This window comes from Gottfriedia luciferensis (assembly GCF_002156865.1).
Lineage (GTDB): Bacteria > Bacillota > Bacilli > Bacillales > Bacillaceae_G > Gottfriedia > Gottfriedia luciferensis.
This window is the reverse complement of sequence record NZ_NCTA01000028.1, coordinates 56,110-80,712: the sequence shown is the minus strand read 5'-3', so window position 1 is coordinate 80,712 and position 24,603 is coordinate 56,110. Positions and strand designations below refer to the sequence as shown.

The window sequence follows — 24,603 nt, the reverse complement described above, 5'->3', positions numbered from 1 at the left end:
AGAATGTTATTTGTTGCCAAAGTGAGAAATGAAGGATAGTTAATTATCTTAATTAAATAAATGTTGGAGTAAAAGGATTTTCAAATCGGGAAGGATATTCTTTATTATCGTGGGGAATTGGAAAAGGGTGAATGTTTAATTGTTCTAACTGTTTTAATCTTAATCGAAATGTTGGAGCAGATAAATTTGACTTAGGGTAGTCTAATCCATACTTATTTACTTTATTTAAAAATTGTATTAATTGTTTTTTTGTGTGTTTTGTAAAATTTGAGGAGTTAATAATTTTTTTGTATACCCATGGTTTATAAAATGTACCTTTGTGTAAAATCTCAGGGAAACATTTATTCATAAAATGATAATAATTGTAATCTGTGAAGTAATATTTAAGTTGTGAAAAAAGAGGATTTTTTTGGATTTTACGTTTTTTCTGTAAAATATAATTTCTATATAATCTCCATTCAAATCTTATAATTTCTTTTTCATATTCAAATAGGGAATACTTTTTATCTTCCTTCTCTTTTTCTTTGTCGTAAATAATTGCTTCGGAAGACTTATTTCCATAATATATTCCTCTTTCGTAATTGATAATTTCGCCTGTTTCTTTATGCACATGCTCTGTTTTTTTTACTTTTTTCCTCACCTGTGATCTTGATCTGGTCATTAATGCAAAATATAATTCTCGAAGCTTTTCATCAGGAACTACAATATCTTTTCTATAATCTATTCTTAGTAGAATGTGTGTATCAAAGTTCCTATCATGACCTAAAATTGTTATTAAAATATCTCTAATTTTATTTTCAACCATAGGGTATGAAGCTTCTGTTATGATAGGGGTCTTAATCAATTCAATCACATTAATTCTCAGTGTAAAATAAGGATTATCGTTGTTTATATAAAACCGAAAAGATGTACCTCCAAATGAAGTTGAAATATCTCTTCTAATTTCTTTAATTTCATAAACGCTTTTTTTCCTTATTAGACGGACATCCTCCATATCTAAATATATTAGTAAATCAATTGTGTGTATCATTTTATAACCTCCTATTAATTTATTTTTGTACTTGTCCTTCTATCAATCGTATCAAGGGTTTAAACCTATTTTTCAGCAGTTTTTTTTTCAATATACCTAAGAATGTTAATCTGGAGTGATTTATCAAGTTGTGAATTATACTTTATACAAAAAAAATCTTTTAATAATTATTTTTGTAATTAATCTGGTTTAAGAAAACCTTACAGTAATAATTGACAAATTACTGAATAATTACGATTTGAGAATCTATAATTAATAAACAATTAAAAAATAAATGAAAGAGAGGGCGATAAGTATTGAATGAAAGTGAGTTTTTTAATATGAATCTAACTAAAAGAGTATTAATGGTGAATAAATTATTAAAAGAAGAAAAGGAAGATCAATTAAAGATAACAGCGGATAAAATAGGAATTACCTACAGTCAATTTACAAAAGAAATGCAAAAGGGAAACTATGTTTATATAAAAAGGTTGAATAAATATTGTAAGTTTATGGATGAAGAGACTGAGAATAAATCAAATTTAAAAGAATCCAGCGGTACATTGACTATAGAGTTTGAAGCATTTTTACAGGAGAATTTCGAGGTGTTACAAAAAATTGTAGAGATACACGAGAGAAAACAGTTAATCCTTTGTGAAGCTATCTTCGATGGGGGAGCATCAAATAAGAGTTTTAAAATAAATGATAATGTTTACCAAAAATTTATAAACTTATGCAAGGAAAAATTTCCGATGTATCGACAGATGGATTTAATGGGGCAAGCTCTTTATGATTTTCATTTGAAGCATATAGGATAGTTGAAAATATAATAAGCAGAATTCATGTCTTTAAAGACATGGATTCTACCTTTTGGTATCAGCACCAAATAGAAAACAAAGTAAGGTAATAATAGAGTTGAGTTGTTGAACTAACTTTGCATTAATTAAACAACCCGATCATCTGTATAGTTGATTTATTTATTGTACTAAATGGCAGAATAGTCGCATAAGACAAGGTTAATTATTATAAAAAATATCAGATGAATTATGGTAAAATTCAAGTAAATACAACTTCTAAGGAGTTATCTCATGCTATCTTTCATTAATAAACTAAGGCAACAGTTTTTAAAAAATAGTTTAAGACCATATGTCATTATTGGAATAATATATGCCATTTTATTATTAAGTGGAAAAGACATAAATTTAACAGACGCATTTTTTTATGTAGTTATGTATCTTATCGGAAAGAACTCTATTTATTATTTCGAATCAAAAAAAATAAATTGGAAGCAAAGTATCAAAGACGTTTCAATATTTATTTTTTTAACATATTTGTATCACATTATTTATCTAATCTTAGTGTCAGTTGGTTTAAAGCCGATTAAATTTTTATCAAAAGGTATTGGATATACGATAACTATATTAGTAGTTATATCATTTATTTACGTTTCATTTGTTGTTCCAGTGGAAATTCTTAAGCAAAAGAAAAGTACCAATAAAAATTAATTGATACATAACAATTTAAGTCAACCTTATGCACCTAACGTAATGCTTTAGTTTGATAAGGCTTTATATATAATCCATGTTGGAATAAAAGATTAAAGTAGGTGAATTGATGAATAAAACAAGAGAGTTACCAGAACCACATAAGTATTCAGTATGTGCTTCAGCTGATATGTCTATTAAGGAATTTTACAAAGGAGTATTCGAGGAGGTTTATATTTTTTTTCATCCTTTTATTAAGCCTAAGACTTTAGATTATGATTTATTTGATACAGATACATATCCAGGTAAAAATGACATTATTAATAATTGTGAAATGATAAGTTGGAAACAATTCCTAAATATTTCTGGAATTAAAAATTATAAACAATTAGATATAGGCTTAAGAACTCTCATATCAGGTTTAAGGGAAAAATACAAAAATGAAAAAACAGCAGAAGTAATTCAAAAGGTTTGTGAAGAGCATAAGATAATTACTCCAACAGAAGGCTTCTTCCCAGAGTTTGTAATGAATTCAATCCTAAGTGTTTTAAAAAATCAAGGGCATGATTGGATTTGGGTTGGAGATGAATTTTGTACTGAACGTAAATTAGAATATATCGCAGACTTAATTGAAGATAATGAAGCATTGCGAAATGAACATTTAAATCTTTTTACCCATGATAGTAAAGTCTTAATAACAACTCATTGGGATAGCCACTTTTCTATGCTCTGTTCGGATAAACTTACTATTGATAAAATAGTTAAATTATGTAACTTAGAAGGGTTTTACTGCGATGAATTTACAGAAATATATTGGAGTATCTTCAACTAACGCATGCGATAGTTGAAGATCACGAGTCACAAAAGTGGCTCTTTTTTTATTGAACAAACTGGCAGTTTAGTTCAAATAAGAAGGCTTCCCTAAAAAATGAAAAAACACGCTCAATTACACGTATTTTTAAACCTCCAAGATATTTTTTGATTTTGTTTAATGTGTTTTTTCCAATAATCAGGTGGTTGATAATTAATCAGTGAATAATCGAGTTCATAACTGTTAATTGCCAATTGTATAAGTAACATTTTCTTAAAATCAGACGGATGTATATCTTTTGTTTTTACAGTTATAACTTGAACTCCATTGCGTTGTGGATTTCCAACAACAACAATTTGATTTTCTTTTGTATAAACTTTAGTAACATTTGTTTGAAAAACAATAATATATAAGTCAAGATCGGTTTTATTTTGAAATGTTGGGAAACCAATACCTAAATGATTTCCAATATTAAATAAACCTGAAAGTCCAATATCATAGATTGGGAATAAACGATGTTGTGCGTAATATATCCTACTTGGAATATAACTCCATCTTCCATAGGTGCTGTGCCATTGCTCTTGATATACAGGTCTTTCATAATTTGGTTCATTTTTAATTATATTAAAAGGTATTTTTGTTCCTTTAATTAAAATTTCAGAAATAGAAAAGGTGTTTGAAGGATAATTCCCCTCTATTTCTTTTTGTTCTGGAGATTTTAGTATAGTAATTGGCTTTGGAGGTTCAAGCCTATTTAACCGTTCTTGCAGTTCAAAGCATTCATTATTATCTTGCTTATTAATAGTCTTAAGAGAGCTCATTTTTGCGTTAGTGGTTGTACTAAAAAAATCACACAAAAAAATGGAGTATAAACAGATAGTAGCAATACTTGTTTTTAGCAAATACCTTCACCTCTAAGTTATTATTGGTGTACTAAAGGTAATATATTCAAGGAGTTAATATGGGAATTAAATAAAAGTGAAGTTTGATATCAAGCTATATTTAAAGTAACTTGGTGAAACATTCTTATTGAACTAAGACATTCAATAGTTGAATAAGAGGTATTAATTTTCGATTTAATTGTTTCTTTTTTTATCTTCTTTAATTCTTTTAGATGTTGTGAATGACTCCTAAAAAGGAATAAAATCAAAAAACTACAAAACTAAGATAGTGGTTATTCAATCAAAGGAAATTGCCAGTAATTTGTCGAATATGTAAATTTATCAATTTATAAGGAATGATAAGCGTGGATATTTATGATTACGCAAAGTACCCCTCCAAAGAAGAGTGGGTTAAGTTATGTGGAGATAAAGTCGATATTTTGGATAAGCTGGGTCTTGAAAACAATAAATTTTCAATATATTAAACTTTGATGAAGGGTATTACGGGATCAAGCTTAGCTATTGGCTACAAGAGTTTAACAACCGTGCTTTTGATTTAATTACAAACTATACACTTTTGAAATCTTATTATGACTCTGGTATTCCAGATGAGGAATGGTACATATCGCCTGGAGAAAAAGGGCAAAGCGTTCAATATTTCCCTCATTTTGAGGAGGAGCATTTCGGAAACCTTTACTGGTTTAGTTTTTATATGGAAAGTTTTTACACAAGGTTTGAAGGTCTAATTGATACTGTTTATCATGTAATAAATATAAAGTACAAATTTGACTTTGAACCAGCTTTAGGTTTTAGAAAAAAAGTGTTAAAGGGACTCAAAGTAGTTGATAAAGACCTTTTTGATTATCTGGATGCTTTACCCGACAATATCGTATTTCAAAAAGTTAAGGATTTCCGTAATAACATTGTACATAACTATAGACCAAATCAAATTGATTCAGGCTACACAAAAGTAAAAAAAACAGATGGCTCACAAAATATAAGAATGTCTATTGGGAATTACACGACATCAAGTGAGTTCTTAATTAACATATATGACAGTTTAGACCTATTAGGAGAAATAACCGATACCATTAGGGGGAAAGTAGAATTAAAATAAAATTGCTAAATTGTAAAGCAGTAGCAGTTTATTTGCCCCTAAACTCAATACAACTAACGAATGTGTTAAGTAAGAAAGATTAAAGATTGTCTAATTAGACAGTCTTTTTTAGTTCAAAAATCAATAATTTAATTTAACATAGCAGAGAGGATTAAAATATTTTTTTTTAAAATGTAATATAGTATCCCTAAGTTACTTATTTTAAAATTAGATAGTTACTATATAGTAGGTTAAGAATTTAGTAAATTATTTTTTACTACAAATTATTATTATGTTCAAACAAATGACTCTTTATACGATTAAAAAAAAATCTCCTGGCCATAATGGGTATCAGGAGGTGGTTAGAATTATTCTTATATGTCTAAGAGAGGGTTGTAACAATGAATTTAAAGTTAAGCCAAGTCTTTTAAAAACAGCTAAATATTGTAGCAGACATTGCAAGGGTTTACATAGGAAAATGGTTGAGTTTGGAATTAAACAACAACTACCAGAGGCTAAGGATATTATTTGGACAAAAAGATTGGCTTATGTAATAGGAATTATAGCAACAGATGGGACTTTAAGAAAAAACAGAAAGACAATAAAAATAGGTTTAAAAGATAGAAGAACAATCAAATTTATTAGAAAAGTAATTAAGGAAGAAGTTATTGGTAGAGAATATGCTATTTATATTGATAAAAAGAAAATAGGAAAAAAAACATTTCTACTCCATACCTATCAATTCACGAACCATCTTTTTTATGATTTTTGTATCTGTATTGGGTTAATACCAAATAAAAGTTTAATTTTAAAGGACTTACTAATCCCTACTGAGTTTTTTCCTTACTTCTTATTAGGAGTTATTGATGGTGATGGTAACTATAATACTTTAGTAAGAGAAAGCAAACAGGGTGTAATTAAACATTATCATATAAGAATAGTATCCGGGTCAGAGGATTTTCTTATTTGGCTTAATAAAGAGGTTTCAGCAAACTTTGGTGTAAAAGAAGGTTCCATTGTCAAAGATGTAAAAGGAAGAAAGAATCCCAAGTTTACATTGTTTTGGAGTAATAAAAAAGCAGTTAAAACAATCTTAGACTCTATATATGTAGATGATTATATAGGGATGGCTTCAAAGAAGAAAAAAATTCTGATATTACTAAAATAATTCTTCTAATTAAATTAAACTATTGGAAATTATTGAAACGGTTTTTATGTTGAAGGAGTTGGAGGTTCAATTAACCGATGACAAATCAGGAAAAATACATATTACTGGGACAATTATTGAAAGAGCAACACTATGCAATAGAGCTTATGTCAGAGGAACAGCTAAAAGATTACGTTGAATTAATGTCCATTTTTATAAAATCTAATGATAGAATTAATCAGGAGGCTTCTCTTTCAACAATGGTGCTAATTGTAAAAAATGCCCAGCGTAACGTTAATTATTAAATAGTTTGTAGTGATATCTCTCCACCAGATAGATGACCAGTCTTCTTTGAGAAACCGTAGATTACTAAGAATCGACAATATTATTTAATAATGAAATAAAAGAGGGATTAAAATCCCTCTTATTTTAGATATAACCGATACCTTTAAATCATTTCAGTGAACCATATCATAAATAAAGGCAATTGGTAAACTCCTAGCGGTCTTAGTAGGCGCGTCGCTAGGTTGGCTCAATACAAACAACTTTGTGCCTGTCTTTCATAAAAGGGAAGGGATATCCAACACATAGGATGGCCCTTCCCTTTTATAGTTGTTGTTATAGGCACTGATGAATTGTACGACAAAAAACAAAATTCATATTCGGGAAACACTTCTAACTATTTGATGCCCTGTTCCTGACGAAAGCGCTCTGCGGCTGCCAGAGCAGTCCGATAGCCACCGGCATCGCGGAGGGATTGACCGATGGTAGTGGCACTCCTCTTGAAGCGTTGTTCGCTAATGACCTGATTTACGGCATCCCGCAGCTTGGCGGCGGTAAGCTGCGATTTGTTCAACACGACACCGGCCCCCAGCTGATCTACACGTGCCGCGATAATAGGCTGATCAGCCGCGTGGGGGATAAGCACCAATGGAACATCGTAGTATAGTGCCTCAGACACGCTGTTCATGCCGCCGTGACTCACGAAGACTGTCGCCTGTTGCAAAACTTCCAGCTGTGGCACATACTGACGGACAATGATGTGGGACGGTGCGTTTCGGAAAAGTCCCATATCCATAGAGCGTCCTGCTGAAATCACCACCTGATAGCTTGCATCACGAAAGGCATCCATGCATAACTGGAAGAAGTGCTCGCTCTTGGCTAATACAGTTCCCATAGAAATGTAGACTACTGGTCTGTCATCCCCTTTCAGAGCGTCTAGCGAGAAGTCCGAAAGGCTTTCACGTTTGGAAATGGATGGCCCCGAAAAAACGTATGAACTGTCGAGGCGGTCGTAATCCGGTTGGAAGAAGGTACTAGTATAGACCAGATTCAGTTGTCCGGTCTGACAGAATACCTCATTGATTGATGGTGCCGGTACGCCGTATGTTTCGGCAAACTTGGTGGACAGCCTCTTGATCTCGGGAATGAACTTCCCTCCCTTCAGGAGGTCGACGACTTGCTTCATCAGAGTATCGCCTGCCATCTTAGGTTTCTTACCTGTAGAGGCAAAGGAAGCATGTGAGGCGATGTTTGGTAGCCTTAGGTGCCTTGCTATTAAATTACCCCAGCCGAAAAGGGAGTCGTGGAACACATAGTCGTAACCCTCTTTTTGGGCTTGTTCCACCACCGTTGGCACGACTTGGTCGGCGGAGTTTAGTAGCAAAACAATGAATTCTAAAAAATGAGAGATGTCCTCTTGGCGTACACCCCCTAGGAAGTTGGCGAAAGGCCTGAAGATTGCTCCTGTGGCCTCCACTTTGCTACGGGCATCCTCAGTGCTGTAGAAGTGTACCTCATCCCCGTTTTCGCACCATGCCTTGATAATCGGCAGCATGGGATTCACATGTCCATCGCCAATTCCACCAATTACTAATATCTTAGCCACGTTTATTCTCTCCTTATATGTAATCTTCAATATTTAAGCAGTAAGTGCTCATTGTAACTACTAATTCTAGTGTGTTTGAGTGCTTATGTCTACCTTGCACATTGGTGAATTAATTGGTTCCTTGCCTAGTGAATATCTATCCAGATGCAAGAAGGTAGTATTAGATTTATCTAGTTCTAGAGAACAATTGCACATAAAAAAAGTAAGACAACTTCTTTATAAGATGTTATCTTACTTTTTTTGTGTATTAGTTTGACTAAATTTTCGAGATTTCCCTTTTCAAGGAAGAAAAGGCATTACAACTTTTTAGTAACTAACCAATCTTTAGAACTATTTTTTTACATCATTAGATAGATTATTCTAATGATTTTTAACAAACTGTCGATATGTAATATGAAAAAAGTCTTAGGGAACTTAAGTTGGAGGTCGAAAATAATGGGAAGATTGTTTAAAAATACTTTGATGTCTATAGCGCTTTTACTAGGCTTCACTGTTTTTTCATTAGTTTATTCTGAAACGTCAGCCTACGCAGCTTCGGATAGTGCAGCAAGTGTAGAAGAATATAAGAGTAAACTAGAGAACGCTTTACAAAATAGGGTGACTTCGTTCAGCATCGAATATACGGGGGGATCTTTAAGTACAGAGGCTCTTAAGGGGATGATTTCAGATATCTTGAATTCTGATGATTACTTAATGTATAGTCTTAAATCTTACTCATATAGCGGAACATCTAAAACAGTGAACTATACTTTCTCTTATTGGGAATCTTTAGATCAAACCAATGCAGTTTCGGCAAAAGTTACTGAGGTTCTATCTACTATTATTACACCAAATATGAACGATTTTCAGAAAGAAAAAGCAATTCATGACTGGATAGAGACGAATGTATCTTATGATACTACTCTAGTACAACACTCAGCTTATGCTGGATTATTTGGAAATAAGAAAACGGTTTGTCAAGGGTATGCACTAATTACATATAAGATGTTAAAAGAAGCGGGCATTGAGAATAAAATTGTTGAGGGAATGGCTGGAGCAACACCTCACGCTTGGAATATTGTCAAGATTGATGGAATTTGGTACCACTTAGATACAACCTGGGATGATCCAGTACCGGATATAGCTGGAAGAGTCATATTCGACCATTTTAACTTAACTGACAATCAAATTAAAGCTGTCCATACTTGGACTAAAATATATCCATCAGCTACTACTTCCTTTGAAACTACACTTAATGACAAAATTATTACAGATGCGGTTAACGCACCATTTTATCAAGAGCTTAAGGGATTGATAGATTCACAGTATTCTCAACCAGAATATACAGTTAATAATTCTATTGAATTAGCAGCTAAGATTCAAAATGCGATTAGCACTCATCAGCCAACTTTTAAAGTTCGTCATACAAATAAAGCTGCTGCCTTTACCGATTTAAAAGCCGCAATATCTGGGTTTAGTAATATTTCATCTTATAGATACGAAATCTCAGATTATTTAAGAAGCGAATCGTTAACAGACGGTATTTTAACAGTTAGTTTAAATTATAGCGATCCTATCGCAGTTACTGGTATTACCTTAAAGCCAACTAACACAAACGTACAGATTGCAGGCACCTTAACGCTTGCACCAAGTATTGAGCCGGTTAATGCTTCAATAAAAAACGTAACATGGACGAGTAGCGATACAAATATCGCAACAGTAAGTGCAACTGGCGTTGTAACAGGGAAAGCAGTAGGAACAGTGACAATTACAGCAACGACAGTTGATGGCGGTAAAAAAGCTGAATCAACAATAACAGTACTTCAGCCGGTAACAAGCATAGCATTAAATAAAACAGCATTAACGTTTAAAGTTGGAGATCCAGACTTTAAGCTTGAAGCAACAGTTGGTCCAAATAATGCATCCGATAAATCACTTACTTGGACATCAAGTAATCCATCTGTAGCGACAGTCGACGCAAATGGAGTAGTTCATGCGGTGGCTTCAGGATCAACAACGATCACTGCTAAATCTGTCCTTGGTAATGCGGTAGCTACTTCGGCAGTGACAGTAGCTTATAATGTAAGTTCAATTTCATTAAATAAACCGAGTCTTACAGTCAACATAGGTACACCTTCGACACTGACTGCAACAATAAGTCCGACAAATGCTACGAATAAGAATGTAACATGGACGAGTAGCGATACAAATATTGCAACAGTAAGTGCAACTGGCGTTGTAACAGGTAAAGCAGTAGGAACGGCTACAATTACAGCAACGACAGTTGATGGCGGTAAAAAAGCTGAATCTACAATAACAGTACTTCAGCCAGTAACAAGCATAGTATTAAATAAAACAGCATTAACGTTTAAAGTTGGAGATCCAGACTTTAAGCTTGAAGCAACAGTTGGTCCAAATAATGCATCCGATAAATCACTTACTTGGACATCAAGCAACCCATCTGTAGCGACAGTAGATGCAAACGGAGTAGTTCATGCGGTGGCATCGGGATCAGCAACGATAACAGCTAAATCTTTACTTGGTAATGCAGTGGCTACATCGGCAGTCACAGTAGCTTATGATGTGAGTTCAATTTCATTAAATAAATCGAGTCTTACAGTCAACATAGGTACACCTTCGGCACTGACTGCAACAATAAGTCCGACAAATGCTACAAATAAAAACGTAACATGGACTAGTAGCGATACAAATATCGCAACAGTAAGTGCAACTGGCGTTGTAACAGGGAAAGCAGTAGGAACAGTGACAATTACAGCAACGACAGTTGATGGCGGTAAAAAAGCTGAATCAACAATAACAGTACTTCAGCCGGTAACAAGCATAACATTAAATAAAACAGCGTTAACTTTAAAAGTTGGAGACCCAGACTTTAAGCTAGAAGCAACGGTTGGCCCAATTAATGCATCCGATAAATCACTTACGTGGACATCAAGCAACCCATCTGTAGCAACAGTTGACGCAAATGGAGTAGTTCATGCGGTGGCATCTGGAAAAACTACGATAACAGCTAAATCTGTCCTAGGTAATGCGGTAGCTACTTCGGCTGTCACAGTATCAATACCTGTAAGTAACGTAACTTTGAACACGACAAACTTAACGATAGGCATAAATAAGACTTTTTCATTAATTGCTACAGTTGAGCCAGTTTTAGCTACAACAAAAAGCGTAACATGGACTAGTAGTGATACAAAAATTGCAACTGTCAGTTCAACTGGAATCATTACAGCTAAATCAATAGGAACGGCAACGATCACTGTAACGACGACAGATGGAGCCAAGACGGCAACAGTTACAGTAACGGTTACGAACTAAAATAGTATAAATACTGGGAATAATAGAATAGGTAAGTTACAAGAGGGTAAATTGTCTTTTAAAGATGATTTATCTTCTTTTTTTCTGTAAAGCATTGTAAACGAGAAAACTTTTAAGAAAGAAATCAAAATATGAAAAAGGATGTAGAATAAATGAAAGCTATAAACTAATTGTTATCAGATTGGGCTACATTTTAATGAATCAAATTAGGAGTGATTCCATCTCACTTCTCACCACCAAAAAAAGGTCTCAGCAAGACGCTGAAACCTTTTTTATAATATAAAATTTAAGATGATCATCTGTTATTTACTTACACAGTTTCGTCCTTTTTTCTTAGCTCTGTAAAGGGCTTTGTCAGCTCCTTTTATTACATCGGTAGGATCCTTATATTTACTGGTTTTCTCACATACTCCCATGCTTATAGTAACAAATAATTGGCTGGAATTTCCGCGTTTTGATTTTGAACTTTGAGCTTTTGATGATTTTTTAGTGTACCCTGATTTTGATACTTGTTCACGTAAGCTTTCTAAGTGTGGAATGACATCATTTATCGATTTACCAGGAAATAAAATTGTAAATTCTTCCCCGCCATAACGAAAGGCTTTTCCACCACCTGTTACCTGCACTAAATTAGAAGCTACTAATTTTAAAACATCATCTCCAACATCATGTCCGTATTTATCATTGAATTTTTTGAAAAAGTCAATATCTACCATCGCGATAACATATTTATTTCCTAGTTTCATCAAGTTCTCCCTAAGGGCACGACGAGAAGGGATCCCTGTAAGTTCATCAAGATATGCCATAGAGTAGGAGTCCTCAATGATACTGATAATTAACATTAAACCGGCGGCACTTAGAAATATAGAAAAAGATATTTTATCATTAATGAAATAGAGAGCTATGAAAACAGAAATAATAACGCCAACTAATCGTATTTCAAAGACACTATTTTTCACATAAGCTTTTAGTATAAAAAATATCAGTGTTAAAAAGAATATTAGCAAAGTTGTTTGATTCATAATCGTCTTCTCAAAAGGGATATTTATGAATTTATAATTCAATACCTTTTGTATTGATGAAGTATTCGACACCGCAATTTGATATATCACAAACAGCTCGATTAGTAAAAGAGAGATCCGTATTTTTCCCCAAAAAGAGAATATGCCTCTTTCCTTTAAGTTCGAGAAAGTAACGATATTAAGAGGGATAAGTAAGCACATAACAGGATAAAGGATCTGAGAGAAAATTGTATGGTTTATTGATAACTCTGAATAATAGTTTAAAAATAATTGAGATAGAGTAAGCAGTAATATAATTAGGAAGACTCTCCCTCGATTAAATCGAATGCTTAAGGTGATTCCTAACCCGAATAGTACATAAGAAGAATACTTAATAACAAGTATGACAGGAGGAGTAAATGAAGGGCTTTTTTTAATCAAGAAATAACATCCTAAAAGAATTAAAATATAAGTAATATGTAATAAGACAGTTTTAAAAGTTAAAGTAATTTTCACTAAAGCTGGACCTCCTATAATTATGGGCACATATTCAACTATTTGTAATTTAAGAAGCTAATTCGTCGATAAAGACTATACATTAAATTTCGGTTATTTAAATCGAAACTTTAACTTTGGATTGTATTGTAAAATAAATAAATTTTATATTTGTAATAAGATATAATAAAGTCGATGTTGTTTTGTTTACGGTGAACCATACAACAAAAAACACCCATATAGGTTGTAATGTTATTTACGAAATTAATAAAAAATTCCTTATTAAAAGAGGCTTAAGAATGGATAAAAAGAGTTTTAGAGATTATAAGTTAAGCAATGAAATTAAAAACGCTCTTGAAAGTTTAGGGTATGAAAATCCAACCGAAGTTCAAAGTAAAGTTATACCTTTAGTATTAGAGAAACATGATCTTGTTGTTAAATCACAAACTGGAAGTGGAAAGACTGCTTCATACGGGATTCCCATTTGTGAATTAATTGATTGGAATGAAAACAAACCACAAGCGTTAATTTTGACACCAACGAGGGAACTAGCAGTTCAGGTGAAAGAGGATTTTATAAACTTAGGTAGATTTAAACGAATTAAAGCTACTGCGGTATATGGTAAACAACCTTTTTCAATTCAGAAAACAGAATTAAAACAAAAAACACATGTAGTTGTCGGTACTCCTGGACGAGTGTTGGATCATATTGAAAGGGGTACTTTGACTTTAGAACAAATTAGCTATCTTGTAATTGATGAAGCTGATGAAATGTTAAATATGGGCTTTATTGAACAAGTGGAAGCCATTATCAATGAAATACCTCGAAACCGAGTGACAATGTTATTTTCAGCTACTATACCAGAAGAGGTAAAAGAGCTATCTACTAACTATATGAAGTCACCTATTAACATTGAAATTAAGGCAGCGGGGCTAACAACAGATAAAATTGAACATGCTCTTATTGAAGTTGCTGATGAAAATAAAATCACTATGCTAAGAGATGTAACAATTGTTGAGAATCCAGATAGTTGCATAATCTTTTGTCGAACAAAAGATAGGGTAGATATGGTATGTGACGAGTTAATTGATTTAGGTTATAGCAGTGACAAAATTCATGGTGGAATGGTACAAGAAGATCGCCTTGACGTAATGAATGACTTTAAAAGGGGACAATTTCGCTATTTAGTTGCAACAGATGTAGCGGCTAGAGGGATTGATATTGATAATATTACTCATGTTATCAACTATGACCTCCCGTTAGAAAAAGAAAGCTATGTACATCGTACAGGAAGAACTGGTCGAGCAGGTCAAAAAGGGAAAGCAATCACCTTTGTAACACCATTCGAAGATAAGTTTTTAAAAGTAATTGAAGAATATATTGGCTTTGATATTCCTAAATTGGCAGCTCCAACAAAAGAAGAAGTTTCTAAAAAAAGATCAGAATTCGAAACTAAAATGAATCATAAACCAACAATTAAAAAAGATAAAAGTGAAAAATTAAATAAACAAATCATGAAATTATACTTTAACGGTGGTAAGAAAAAGAAACTGAGAGCAGTAGATTTCGTTGGTACGATTGCTAAACTCGATGGAGTATCAGCTGAAGATATTGGGATCATTACAATACTAGACACTGTTACATACGTAGAAATATTGAATGATAAAGGAGCACTTGTATTGAAGAAAATGAAAAATACCACAATAAAGGGTAAGTTATTAAAGGTACATGAAGCGAATAAAAAGTGAGTTAGTAATGGTTGCTAGAAGAAATTAATCGAAAATGGTAGCGCAGGTGCTTATGCCTGCGCTACCATTTTTTTAATTAACTATGATTTTAGCTACAAGGAAGTTATTTCTGCTATGAACTACCCAACTATCCTAAAAACGACTTGTTGTTGTCTATTTTTTCGGACTAGCCAAGTACATTAACATGTGGAATTTTTCACCTATTACATGATAATCAAAAAAAGGTCCTGGATCTTTACAGTAACCGATATTTTCACTATGCTCGATTTGAAATCCGTTAAATGATAAGTTTTCTTCCATATATTTTGGATACAAAATACGCTCGTGGGAATTTGGATATAAGGCTGAGATATTTTTCAAGGATTTAGCCGAGCTATCATAATAGGAGTAACCTCCAACAATCGTTGAACTGTTATGTAAACTGTTTTTAAGAACGTGAATAGGGAATTTCGGATTGAGCAATGAAAAATCAGTTACTGTAAAACTATCTACAAAAACATCTATGCAAAGTGGTTTCAATGGCAGATTTAAATCAGAATTCAAAATATAAAGGACGTTTAGCATAGGATTTATTCGCTCAATTCTTTTTTTTACTTTCTTGAGCATCGCAAGCGAATAGCCACAGAAAACATAGGATGCACTTGTTTCAAGAGTATCGATATATTTGGGTAGTGTCACAAAAACGTCAACGTTTGTTTCCACAATTAATTTGTTTTTTAAATCTGTATTTTGCAGAACTTTTTGAAACCAAAAGTTACTTTTTTCAAATAAATTAATCATTTTAGGACTAATCTCTTTAATTGTTTCTTTATCGTAAAAATAGGAAGGATAAGGAGACGTCTCGTATAAGTTCGATGTAATAATAATTCCTTCCTCGATAACTGCCTCGTATCCACAGGTACAAGTTAAATTCCCAGTTTGAATATAGATTTTTTTAATCGTTACGTCTTCCATTTCAAGTGGAATGCGGCACTTCGGACAATAAAGTAGATTTACAAAGGAAAGTGGAATCCCTGTATAATTCTCTTCATTAAATGAGGGCGAACTGTTTTGAACCGCTTTTTCAATCAATTGGATCGCTTTTGATATATCTTCTTTTTTCTTGGTAAGCTGGTTCTTTTTATCCATGAGCAAATTGTTGTAGTAGTCGATATCCTCATGGTCCGAAAAGTTTGTGACACGTTGATAAGATAAAATTTGTTGTATTTCTAGCAGCGAAAAATGAAATTTTTTAAGCTCAGTAATAAAGGCCATGTCGTCAAGACATAATTGGTTCATTTGATACTGTGTGTTTTTTTTGTCTGCTATTAATAATCCCAGTTCAATGTAATAACGTACGGTATCAGTCGTAACATTAAAAAGCTTTGCAAACGTACCAATTTTCATAGATACTCTCCTATCGAAAAAAGTGGAGTTATTCCACTTTTTTTAGAAAATGAATTTAAAAAACTCTCAAATGGCTATTGACTTGGAGGAAGCTTCAAGTTATATGATGGACCCATGAAGTTTGAATAATCAGAATAATCTTGACAGTATTGTAACATACATGTCACATAAGGAGAAGCGAGCTATGGATAAGATGGATCGAATGGATACTCTCTCACTTTGGGCAGCGACTGCAAACAGCTATGAAAAAGGGAAGATTCTTGAAGGAAATGAAGAGGCAGATGTTGTCATTATTGGCGCAGGTTTCACAGGTCTTTCTTCTGCTTATCATTTGCAAAAACTAGGAAAGAGTGTTGTTGTCCTTGAGCAAAAAACGGTCGGATATGGCGCAAGCGGTCGCAATGGCGGGATGGTATTGCCAGGCTATAAGCCAACGATGCAGGAGCTTGTCAAAAAGTATGGAGCCGAAGAGGCGAGACAACTAAATGATCTCTCATTGTTGAGTGTTGAACTGGTTAAAAACATCATTGACGAGCATCAAATCAAGTGTGACTTTAGAAAGACAGGTCACATAGTAGCGGCTTACAAAGCCAAACATTTTGAAGCATTAAAATATGAAAGCGAATACTTAAACAAAAATTTCGGATATGAATCAAGTGTGCTTGATCGAAGTCAGTTGCATCAAGAAATCAATTCAACACTTTATTATGGCTGCTTAGTTGACAGTTCGAGTTACTCGTTCCAGCCGCTGAACTATGCAATTGGTTTGGGAGAGGCAGCTAAATCGATTGGTGCAAAAATTTTTGAGCATTCAAAAGCACTATCTATTGAGTACGGCCAAAACAGTGTGAAGGTAGTAACAGAAAAAGGTACTGTTATTGGGAAAGACATTATTGTGGCTACTGATGGTTACTCCGGAAAAATCGTGAATGAACTGAACAAAGGCGTACTGCCACTTTCGGCACGTATTATTGCTACTGAACAGCTCCCAGAATCACTTGTGAATACTGTCATTCCTAAAGATCGCATGGTTTTTGATACAAGCAATTTCCTTTACTACTTCCGACGTACGCCAGATAATCGGATTGTTTTTGGTGGTGGTGATGTTCGTCCAAACTTAGGTGATGCCGTTTATCAAAGTGTTTACGATGCCATGGTTAAAATAATGCCAAAACTGGCAGGAAGCAAGATTGATTTTCATTGGGGTGGATTTATTGGGGTTACAATCGATACCTTCCCGGTGATCGGTAGATCCAAAGAAGGTGCATATTTCGCAACGGGTTATACTGGTCACGGAGCTTCACTTTCGACATTATTTGGTAAGTTATTGGCACAGTGGATTGTTACGGGAAGTGCAGGTGGATATCGATTTGAAAAGGAACGCCTCAAATCATTCCCGTTCTATAATCAGAAAACGATGCTAGTAAATCTAGCACATTTCGGTTTCAAACTGTTCGATATTATTTCATAAAGGAGTTTTGTTTATGAATATTAACATGTTTATTGATGGGAAATGGGTTGAAGCATTATCCGGTGTTAGAAGAAACATTATAAATCCTGCGACTGGAGAAGTGATTGCATCGGCTGCTGATGGATCAGTAAACGATGCAAAGATTGCGATAAAAGCGGCTCGTAAAGCTTTTGACAAGGGGATTTGGTCGACCTTATCGGCTGATGAAAGAGCTGACTATCTCTATAAGATTGCAGACCGTCTTGAAGAGAAGGCAGTTGAAATTGCAAGTTTGGAAACAGCAAATAACGGTAAGGTTATTCGTGCAACCAACTATGTAGATATTCCGGTATCGATTCAATGCTTCCGCTATTACGCTGACTTAATCAAAAGCATGAAAAATGAATCTTACACTCGTGCTGACTCTTCGGAAACAATTATTATTCATGAACCGATTGGTGTTTGTGGACTGATTGTACCTTGGAACTTCCCGCTTATGTTAGCTGTTTGGCAAATTGCCCCTGCACTCGCCGCAGGGAATACAGTTGTCCTTAAGCCTGCTGAGGCCACTCCTGTAAGCGCATTCAAATTATTTGAAATTTTCGAAGAGGTTGGGCTTCCCGCTGGAGTGGCAAACTTGGTATTGGGACCTGGATCAAAAGTTGGGAATGAGCTTGCAGAGAGCCATGATGTTGACAAGATTGCCTTTACTGGTGGAACAAAAACAGGTCAAAGCATTATTCGCGCAGCTGCAGGCAATATGAAAAAAATCACACTTGAGCTGGGTGGGAAATCTCCACTTATTGTGTTCGAAGATGTGGATTTTGAAACTGCAGTCGAGAATGCGATGTTTGGTATTTTCCACAATGCTGGCCAAGTTTGTTCAGCTGCGTCTCGTTTGCTTGTACAAGAAACTATTTACGATAAGTTTGTTGAAAGATTAGCAGAGCGTTCAAGTAAAATTGTAGTTGGCAATGGTGAAAATGAGAACATTGAAATGGGAGCTCTCACAACCGAGTCTCATATGAATGAAATTTTGAATTACATCAAGAGCGGAATCGAAGAAGGTGCAAGATTAGTTTGTGGTGGTAAGCGCTTAACAGAAAATGGGCTTGATCGCGGATTTTTTATTGCCCCAACGATCTTTGCTGACGTAAATGTGAACATGGCTATTGTGAAGGAAGAGATTTTTGGACCAGTCCTTGTTGTACAGAAATTTAAAGATGAGGAAGATGCCATCCAAAAAGCGAATGATTCCATTTATGGATTAGCAGGTGCTGTGTTTACTGAAGATATGGATCGAGCAAAACGTGTGATTAGTAAATTACGTGCGGGAATAACTTGGATTAATAGTTATCATCTCGCTTATGTTGAAGGTCCTTGGGGAGGGTATAAGCAAAGTGGAATCGGCAGGGCGTTAGGTGCTGTGGGGCTGGAGCAATTTATGGAAACGAAGCAAATCAATATCCACCAGTATGCCAAGCCTGTAGGTTGGTACGCGAATTAATTGGGCTTAACGTGCTACATAAATTATGTTATAGGGGGATATGCTCATGGAAATAAAAGCCAAACAGCCTTCATCGACGATAGTACAACTAGAAGAAACGAATAACTCAGCATATGATTCAGCGCTGGGAACTAAAAGCATTCCGATATTATATTTACGCTTTGCTTTGGCAGGGATTATGGCTAACGCGATTTTAGGAGTTGTAGCGGTTGTCGATGGCTATTTCGTTAGCGGCTTTCAGGAGCTGGAAATCGAAGGGGTCGGAATTGGATTTACGGTAATGGTTATTACTCGTATGTTTGGCGTTCTTTTGGGAGTTGGGGCAGGTGCAGTCATTTCACTTCGACTTGGAAAAGGGAGGATCGAAGAAGCTAGAAGTATTATGGGGCAAACGTTATGGTTTACTCTTTTCTTCTCCACTTTGCTAGCTGTACTTGGATTAGTATTTGAAAATAAAATTATGACCTTATTCGGAGCTAGTGATGAAGTACTTCCATATGCGGTGGAATATAGCCGTCTGCTATGGATTTCATTGCCATTAACGATATTGGCAGTTGTACTAAGTATTTTAACCAATATCGATGAAAAACCTGTATTATCGATGAACAGTTGGTTAGTCGCAGCAATCGTTTCTGCGATTACAGAATGGATCATGATAACGAAATATGACATGGGAATGATGGGTTCCTCATGGGCTAATACGATTTCACAATCGATCCCAGTTTTATTAATTTTTTATTTCTGGTTCGGTAAAACAAAACTTAAGCCAAAAATGAAAGATATGATCATTAATCTCAAGACAATCGGCGAAGTGGCCTGGACGGGTTTTGCATCTTTCTCCAGTCAGTTCATGATGTTTATTGCAATTATTTTCTTCAACAATTTACTGCAAAGCTACGGTGGTGGTCTGCATGTTGCAGCCTTTACGATTCAAAATGGTTATATTACTAATTTACTCGCCTTGGCAGCGCTCGGAGGGATGACAGGCCTTCAACCAATTATTAGTTATAATTACGGTGCGGGCAACCTAGATCGAGTTAAACAAGCTATTAAGATGGGGCTCATTTTTACGATCGCTTTCTTTGTGAGTTTGACTGCCATTCTAATTGTTTTTGCAGATCCAATTGTTTCATTTTTTTCCGGTGGTAATCCTGAACTGCAGAAACTGGGGATATGGACGACAGTTGTATTCAATTCCATGTTTACACTTAATGCAGTCAGCTTACTTATTTCTGGTTACTTCGAATCGCAAGAAAGAAACTGGTCAGCTACGTTTATTAGTGTTAGCAAAGTACTGCTGTTTTCGTTCCCATTTCTATTTATTTTCCCTAAATTCTGGGGTGTTGAAGGTATATGGTACGCAGGTCCTGCAGCAGAAATTCCTGGCATTCTCGTTGCCATATACTTTATGAAAAAAGAGTTTAAACGTTTAAAAGATACCAATGGGGAAAAAGTGCATTTATGAACAAATTACAGAAAGTGGGGAATTATCATGTTTTTTGCGAAAAAAATTACAGTAGAGGAAGCGCAACAACTAGGGGTTGACACATGGGAACCATGGGTAGGCAAAACAGATAAAGGAACGTGGCATCTAGAAGAACAGGAAGTTTTCTATGTGACGGATGGTGAAGTGTTTATTACTGTTGATGGAGAAAAATATCATATTACAAAGGACTGGGTTGTATCCTTGGCTAAGGACCTTGTCTGTGAATGGGACTGTCCAGTCTTTTTGAAAAAGAATTATAAATTGAACCATGAGATCAAGCTGAAATAATGTGATATGGGAGTGGGAAAATGAAAGTAGATGACTGCCCCATTTAAGTAAAGGATAAAAAGTTTAGAATAGTAAAGTAAAGCGAAGAAGCATAGTGGACCAATTAATCGATATTGTTCCCATAAGTAAAGTCTACACAACGAGATTCCTTTAATAGAGTTTATATTTACTACCATTATTGATAAATCTCAATAGAAAGCGGAATAGCCAATCGAGAGATATAGCTTTAAATACTAAACTGGTTACTCAGAAAGATAATTTCGAAAGGTAGGGAGTTTATGAAAGCTGATATTGTATTGATAAATGGAGAAGTTATTACCGTAGACCAAATGAATACAGTAGTCGAAGCTGTAGCAATAAGAAATAATCGTATTGCAGTTGTTGGTTCAAATCAGGAGGTTAAGAGTTTTATAGGAGAAAAAACAGATGTAATTGACTTGCAAGGAAAAACACTTCTTCCTGGATTCATTGATTCTCATATTCACCTTATTTTTTATGGAATCAATCAATTGGCGGTAAGTTGTAAAGCTGAACATATTGATTCCATTGAGGCTTTGTTAGATGACCTGAAAAAGAAAGCATTAGAAACTCCTAAAGGTGAATGGATACGCGCTTGGGGATTTAATGAAACTGCTATGAAGGAAAAGCGTTACCCAACAATCGATGAGCTGGATGAAATTTCAGTTGAACATCCCATTATTGTATCCCGTACTTGTGGCCATATAAGTGTGGTGAATAGCAAAGCATTAGAAATTGCGCAAATTAACAAGGATACACCGAATCCTAATGGCGGAGTTTTTGAAAAGAATCAGGCAGGAATGCTCACGGGAAAATTAATAGAAGCAGCAAATATGGGGATAAATGAGATTACTAGTTATACGGAAAGTGAACTAATGAAGTCTGTGAAAATTGCATCAGAGCATTTCGTTGCAGCGGGCATAACAAGTATACATGAGGCAGGTGGACATGGTCCTGAGAGTTACCGTTTGCTGCAACAAGCTATAAAGAGTAAGGATATTCGTGTACGGATTTATGCAATGATATGTCAGTTAAATAACTCTCATGAATTTGTTAATAAAATGATCAAAGCTGGTGTATTAACTGGTACTGGAGATGATAGATTCAAAGTTGGACCAGTTAAACTCTTTACAGATGGAAGTAGCACCGGGCCTACAATTGCAACCCGTGAGTCGTACTCCAGTGACCCTAACAATTATGGCATTCTTTATTATAGTGAGGAAGAGATCTACCAGATTTTAGGTGAAGCACATAAAAAAGGCTATCAAATTACTGTACATGCGCAAGGTGATAAAGCGATAGAAATGTATTTAAATTGCGTAGAAAAGGCGTTGGAGGAATTACCTAGAAAAAACCATCGTCACCGGATTGAGCATGCGGGAATTTCTTCACCGGATTTACAAGAGAGAATGAAAAAACTCGAGATGATTCCTATTCCGAATCCGCCATTTCCATATGAATTTGGAGAGATATATGTTCAACACTATGGTGATCGTGTTAATTATATGTACGCAGTTCGTGATTATATTGATCGAGGGATCATGGCAGCAGGTGGATCGGACGCGCCAGTCACTGACTTTAATCCATTATTAGGAATTCAAGTTGCTGTCAACAGAAAAAGCCAGTCTGGAATGGAGTTCGGTGTTAATCAAGCTATAGGAGTAATGGAAGCTATTAGACTATACACCTGGAATGGAGCTTATGCGAGTTTTGAAGAAGAGATAAAAGGGAGCATAGAGGTAGGAAAGTTGGCCGATTTAGTTATATTAAGTGACAGCATTTTAAGTGTTAACCCAAACCAAATTAAAGATTTAAAAGTAGAAACAACTATTATTGATGGTGAAATTATTTATAAACGGGAACAATCAGTAAAAATTTGAAGTATCATGGTTTGCATGCAAAAAACAGAGGATTACGTTAAAGAGGATAAAAATAGACTGTCAGGTTTTTCCCGACAGTCTATTTTTTGAAAGTATACGATCTATTTTTAACTATTCAAAAACAAGATTTATGCAGAATCATGTCGATTAAATTTTTAGAAAAATACAAAAAAAGTGTTCAGATATTAAAAAAGTGGTGATATACTATCAACAACTGGTAATGACATCATTACTAATAAGGTTTTATCAAAGTGAATTAGGGGGGTGATAAAACTTTTGTGTAAACTAGATAAAACATTTTTTGTAAGCCTTTCCAATCTAACTGGTAATAACATCATGATGACATAACTTAAAAAGCTAATTAGGTTGAAAATCTATCAAAACTTATAAGAGAAAGAAGGGGAATGGGATGAAAAAATGGCTTGTTATGCTTTTAACCTTAACTTTAGGATTACTAGGGTTAGCGGGTTGTGGTAGCAATGATACATCGGGTGATGCGAAAGACGGAAAAGTTGAAATTACTTATGGATTTTGGGATAAAAAACAAGTCCCTGCGGTTGAAGAAATCATAAAATTATTTAATGAAAAAAATCCAAATATTAAAGTAAAAACTGAACTTACGCCTTATGCACAGTATTTCCAAAAGCTAGAAACAGCTGCAACAGGTGGAGCACTGCCTGATGTTTTATGGATGAATGGTCCGCACGTGGTCCAATACGCAGAAGGGAAAGTTATTATCCCACTAAGTGATTTAGCTAAAAAAGATAATTATAGCCTAGGCAATTATCCGAAGTCACTAGTTGATCTATATACGGTTGATGGAAAGTTATATGGCATTCCAAAAGACTTTGATACGACAGGATTATGGTATAACAAAAAGATTTTTGATGAAGCAGGTGTACCATATCCAGATGACACTTGGGACTGGAATAAGTTAAAGGAAGTAGCGAAGAAGCTTACAAATAAAGATAAAGGAATTTATGGCTATGCCGCTTTAATGGGGAACCAAGGCGGGTACTATGATTTAATTTGGCAAAATGGTGGTCAAATCATTTCGAAAGATGGGAAGTCTGTAGGATTTGATCAACCGGAAGCAATCGAAGCTCTTAAATATAACATTAGTTTTATTAAAGAAGGATTGTCTCCAACTCAAGCTCAAATGACGGAAACAGCACCATCTGAGTTATTCTCTTCAGGAAAAATTGCAATGATGTTTGATGGACCTTGGATGGTTCCAGAGTATAAGAAAAATCCAGATTTAAATGTTGCAGTTGTACCAAAAGGGAAACAACGTGCTGTTGCAATCCATGGCCTTGCAAATGTTATTGCAGCAAATACAAAACATAAAGAAGCTGCTTGGAAATTTGTGCAATTCTTAGGTTCGAAAGAAGCAGCAGAAGTTTATGCAAAAACAGGTACAGTCATTCCTGCTTATAACGGCACCCAAGATGCTTGGTTAAAATCTGTACCGAATTTAAATCTTAAGGCCTTTATTGATGGTGTTAACTATTCAGTTCCACTGCCAAGCGTGAAAAATACGGGAGAAATTTGGCAGTATGAAACAGATATCCTTAAAAAAGCATGGAGCGGTGAGGAAAGTGTTGAAGATGCTGTAAAAGAATTAACGAAAAAGGCAGACGAGGCACTAGCTAAGAACTAAAAAAATAAGGAGAAGTTACATCTTCTCTCAGTCCGATCAATAGGTTTTGACATGAG

Annotated in this window: 19 protein-coding genes; 14 read left to right on the top strand and 5 right to left on the bottom strand. The window is 34.7% G+C overall.

What is annotated here, in order from left to right; all coding sequences use genetic code 11:
* Positions 1-52: 52 nt before the first annotated feature.
* Complete coding sequence (locus tag B7R67_RS16250) at positions 53-1,030, bottom strand: hypothetical protein (protein ID WP_088072039.1); 978 nt, start codon at positions 1,028-1,030, stop codon at positions 53-55.
* 296 nt (positions 1,031-1,326) lie between these two features.
* Here B7R67_RS16250 and B7R67_RS16245 point away from each other — a divergent pair, with 296 nt between their 5' ends.
* The 3 genes from B7R67_RS16245 to B7R67_RS16235 all read left to right on the top strand — a co-directional run bounded on the left by B7R67_RS16245 (position 1,327) and on the right by B7R67_RS16235 (position 3,325).
* Positions 1,327-1,827: a hypothetical protein gene (locus tag B7R67_RS16245; protein ID WP_088072038.1), complete on the top strand. Its 501-nt coding sequence runs from the start codon at positions 1,327-1,329 to the stop codon at positions 1,825-1,827.
* Positions 1,828-2,097: 270 nt separating this feature from the next.
* On the top strand, positions 2,098-2,514 hold the full coding sequence (locus B7R67_RS16240; protein WP_088072037.1) for a hypothetical protein: 417 nt from the start codon (positions 2,098-2,100) through the stop codon (positions 2,512-2,514).
* A gap of 109 nt (positions 2,515-2,623) precedes the next feature.
* Positions 2,624-3,325: a DUF2711 family protein gene (locus B7R67_RS16235; RefSeq protein WP_088072036.1), complete on the top strand. Its 702-nt coding sequence runs from the start codon at positions 2,624-2,626 to the stop codon at positions 3,323-3,325.
* Between the two features lie 110 nt (positions 3,326-3,435).
* Here B7R67_RS16235 and B7R67_RS16230 read toward each other — a convergent pair whose 3' ends face one another.
* On the bottom strand, positions 3,436-4,206 hold the full coding sequence (locus B7R67_RS16230) for a hypothetical protein (protein WP_235822192.1): 771 nt from the start codon (positions 4,204-4,206) through the stop codon (positions 3,436-3,438).
* Positions 4,207-4,762: 556 nt separating this feature from the next.
* Here B7R67_RS16230 and B7R67_RS16225 point away from each other — a divergent pair.
* The 3 genes from B7R67_RS16225 to B7R67_RS16215 all read left to right on the top strand — a co-directional run bounded on the left by B7R67_RS16225 (position 4,763) and on the right by B7R67_RS16215 (position 6,733).
* A complete protein-coding gene (locus tag B7R67_RS16225; RefSeq protein WP_235822191.1) occupies positions 4,763-5,302 on the top strand; it encodes a Cthe_2314 family HEPN domain-containing protein in 540 nt (179 codons plus the stop codon).
* Positions 5,303-5,759: 457 nt separating this feature from the next.
* The gene (locus B7R67_RS16220; protein WP_142289579.1) at positions 5,760-6,449 is read left to right on the top strand and encodes a hypothetical protein; all 690 of its coding nucleotides are present in this window, start codon (positions 5,760-5,762) and stop codon (positions 6,447-6,449) included.
* Positions 6,450-6,526: 77 nt separating this feature from the next.
* Complete coding sequence (locus tag B7R67_RS16215; protein WP_088072034.1) at positions 6,527-6,733, top strand: hypothetical protein; 207 nt, start codon at positions 6,527-6,529, stop codon at positions 6,731-6,733.
* Between the two features lie 374 nt (positions 6,734-7,107).
* Here the strand turns inward: B7R67_RS16215 and B7R67_RS16210 are convergent, their stop codons facing one another.
* Positions 7,108-8,316: a macrolide family glycosyltransferase gene (locus B7R67_RS16210; RefSeq protein ID WP_088072033.1), complete on the bottom strand. Its 1,209-nt coding sequence runs from the start codon at positions 8,314-8,316 to the stop codon at positions 7,108-7,110.
* Between the two features lie 435 nt (positions 8,317-8,751).
* Between B7R67_RS16210 and B7R67_RS16205 the strand changes: the two genes are divergently transcribed.
* The gene (locus B7R67_RS16205; RefSeq protein ID WP_158095134.1) at positions 8,752-11,628 is read left to right on the top strand and encodes an Ig-like domain-containing protein; all 2,877 of its coding nucleotides are present in this window, start codon (positions 8,752-8,754) and stop codon (positions 11,626-11,628) included.
* A 302-nt stretch (positions 11,629-11,930) separates the two neighbouring features.
* On the opposite strand, the gene B7R67_RS22530 is transcribed toward B7R67_RS16205, so the two are convergent.
* Positions 11,931-12,650, bottom strand: a complete 720-nt coding sequence (locus B7R67_RS22530; RefSeq protein ID WP_235822190.1) for a GGDEF domain-containing protein — start codon at positions 12,648-12,650, stop codon at positions 11,931-11,933.
* A gap of 773 nt (positions 12,651-13,423) precedes the next feature.
* Here B7R67_RS22530 and B7R67_RS16195 point away from each other — a divergent pair.
* Complete coding sequence (locus B7R67_RS16195) at positions 13,424-14,872, top strand: DEAD/DEAH box helicase (protein WP_088072031.1); 1,449 nt, start codon at positions 13,424-13,426, stop codon at positions 14,870-14,872.
* A 153-nt stretch (positions 14,873-15,025) separates the two neighbouring features.
* Here the strand turns inward: B7R67_RS16195 and B7R67_RS16190 are convergent, their stop codons facing one another.
* On the bottom strand, positions 15,026-16,258 hold the full coding sequence (locus B7R67_RS16190; protein WP_088072030.1) for a MerR family transcriptional regulator: 1,233 nt from the start codon (positions 16,256-16,258) through the stop codon (positions 15,026-15,028).
* Between the two features lie 184 nt (positions 16,259-16,442).
* On the opposite strand from B7R67_RS16190, the gene B7R67_RS16185 reads away from it, so the two are divergent.
* The 6 genes from B7R67_RS16185 (at position 16,443) to B7R67_RS16160 (ending at position 24,547) form a co-directional block, all read left to right on the top strand.
* Positions 16,443-17,729: an NAD(P)/FAD-dependent oxidoreductase gene (locus B7R67_RS16185; protein WP_088072029.1), complete on the top strand. Its 1,287-nt coding sequence runs from the start codon at positions 16,443-16,445 to the stop codon at positions 17,727-17,729.
* A 13-nt stretch (positions 17,730-17,742) separates the two neighbouring features.
* Positions 17,743-19,215 (top strand): aldehyde dehydrogenase family protein, encoded by a 1,473-nt coding sequence (locus tag B7R67_RS16180; RefSeq protein WP_088072028.1) that lies wholly within the window; start codon positions 17,743-17,745, stop codon positions 19,213-19,215.
* A gap of 46 nt (positions 19,216-19,261) precedes the next feature.
* Positions 19,262-20,680, top strand: a complete 1,419-nt coding sequence (locus tag B7R67_RS16175; RefSeq protein ID WP_088072027.1) for an MATE family efflux transporter — start codon at positions 19,262-19,264, stop codon at positions 20,678-20,680.
* A 27-nt stretch (positions 20,681-20,707) separates the two neighbouring features.
* Complete coding sequence (locus B7R67_RS16170; protein ID WP_088072026.1) at positions 20,708-20,989, top strand: cupin domain-containing protein; 282 nt, start codon at positions 20,708-20,710, stop codon at positions 20,987-20,989.
* Between the two features lie 278 nt (positions 20,990-21,267).
* Positions 21,268-22,887, top strand: coding sequence for an amidohydrolase (locus B7R67_RS16165; RefSeq protein WP_088072025.1), 1,620 nt, complete (start codon positions 21,268-21,270; stop codon positions 22,885-22,887).
* A gap of 409 nt (positions 22,888-23,296) precedes the next feature.
* Entirely contained in the window at positions 23,297-24,547 is a 1,251-nt protein-coding gene (locus B7R67_RS16160) for an ABC transporter substrate-binding protein (RefSeq protein WP_088072024.1), read from the top strand.
* The last annotated feature ends 56 nt before the right edge of the window (positions 24,548-24,603 follow it).

What these genes read in the sequence shown, in the direction of transcription:
- B7R67_RS16190 (WP_088072030.1), bottom strand. Translation starts at nt 16,258, where the DNA reads ATGAAAATTGGTACGTTTGCAAAGCTTTTTAATGTTACGACTGATACC.
- B7R67_RS16160 (WP_088072024.1), top strand. Translation starts at nt 23,297, where the DNA reads ATGAAAAAATGGCTTGTTATGCTTTTAACCTTAACTTTAGGATTACTA.
- B7R67_RS16170 (WP_088072026.1), top strand. Translation starts at nt 20,708, where the DNA reads ATGTTTTTTGCGAAAAAAATTACAGTAGAGGAAGCGCAACAACTAGGG.
- B7R67_RS16240 (WP_088072037.1), top strand. Translation starts at nt 2,098, where the DNA reads ATGCTATCTTTCATTAATAAACTAAGGCAACAGTTTTTAAAAAATAGT.
- B7R67_RS16215 (WP_088072034.1), top strand. Translation starts at nt 6,527, where the DNA reads ATGACAAATCAGGAAAAATACATATTACTGGGACAATTATTGAAAGAG.
- B7R67_RS16180 (WP_088072028.1), top strand. Translation starts at nt 17,743, where the DNA reads ATGAATATTAACATGTTTATTGATGGGAAATGGGTTGAAGCATTATCC.
- B7R67_RS16235 (WP_088072036.1), top strand. Translation starts at nt 2,624, where the DNA reads ATGAATAAAACAAGAGAGTTACCAGAACCACATAAGTATTCAGTATGT.
- B7R67_RS16220 (WP_142289579.1), top strand. Translation starts at nt 5,760, where the DNA reads ATGGTTGAGTTTGGAATTAAACAACAACTACCAGAGGCTAAGGATATT.
- B7R67_RS16250 (WP_088072039.1), bottom strand. Translation starts at nt 1,030, where the DNA reads ATGATACACACAATTGATTTACTAATATATTTAGATATGGAGGATGTC.
- B7R67_RS16165 (WP_088072025.1), top strand. Translation starts at nt 21,268, where the DNA reads ATGAAAGCTGATATTGTATTGATAAATGGAGAAGTTATTACCGTAGAC.
- B7R67_RS22530 (WP_235822190.1), bottom strand. Translation starts at nt 12,650, where the DNA reads ATGAATCAAACAACTTTGCTAATATTCTTTTTAACACTGATATTTTTT.
- B7R67_RS16175 (WP_088072027.1), top strand. Translation starts at nt 19,262, where the DNA reads ATGGAAATAAAAGCCAAACAGCCTTCATCGACGATAGTACAACTAGAA.
- B7R67_RS16185 (WP_088072029.1), top strand. Translation starts at nt 16,443, where the DNA reads ATGGATAAGATGGATCGAATGGATACTCTCTCACTTTGGGCAGCGACT.
- B7R67_RS16195 (WP_088072031.1), top strand. Translation starts at nt 13,424, where the DNA reads ATGGATAAAAAGAGTTTTAGAGATTATAAGTTAAGCAATGAAATTAAA.
- B7R67_RS16205 (WP_158095134.1), top strand. Translation starts at nt 8,752, where the DNA reads ATGGGAAGATTGTTTAAAAATACTTTGATGTCTATAGCGCTTTTACTA.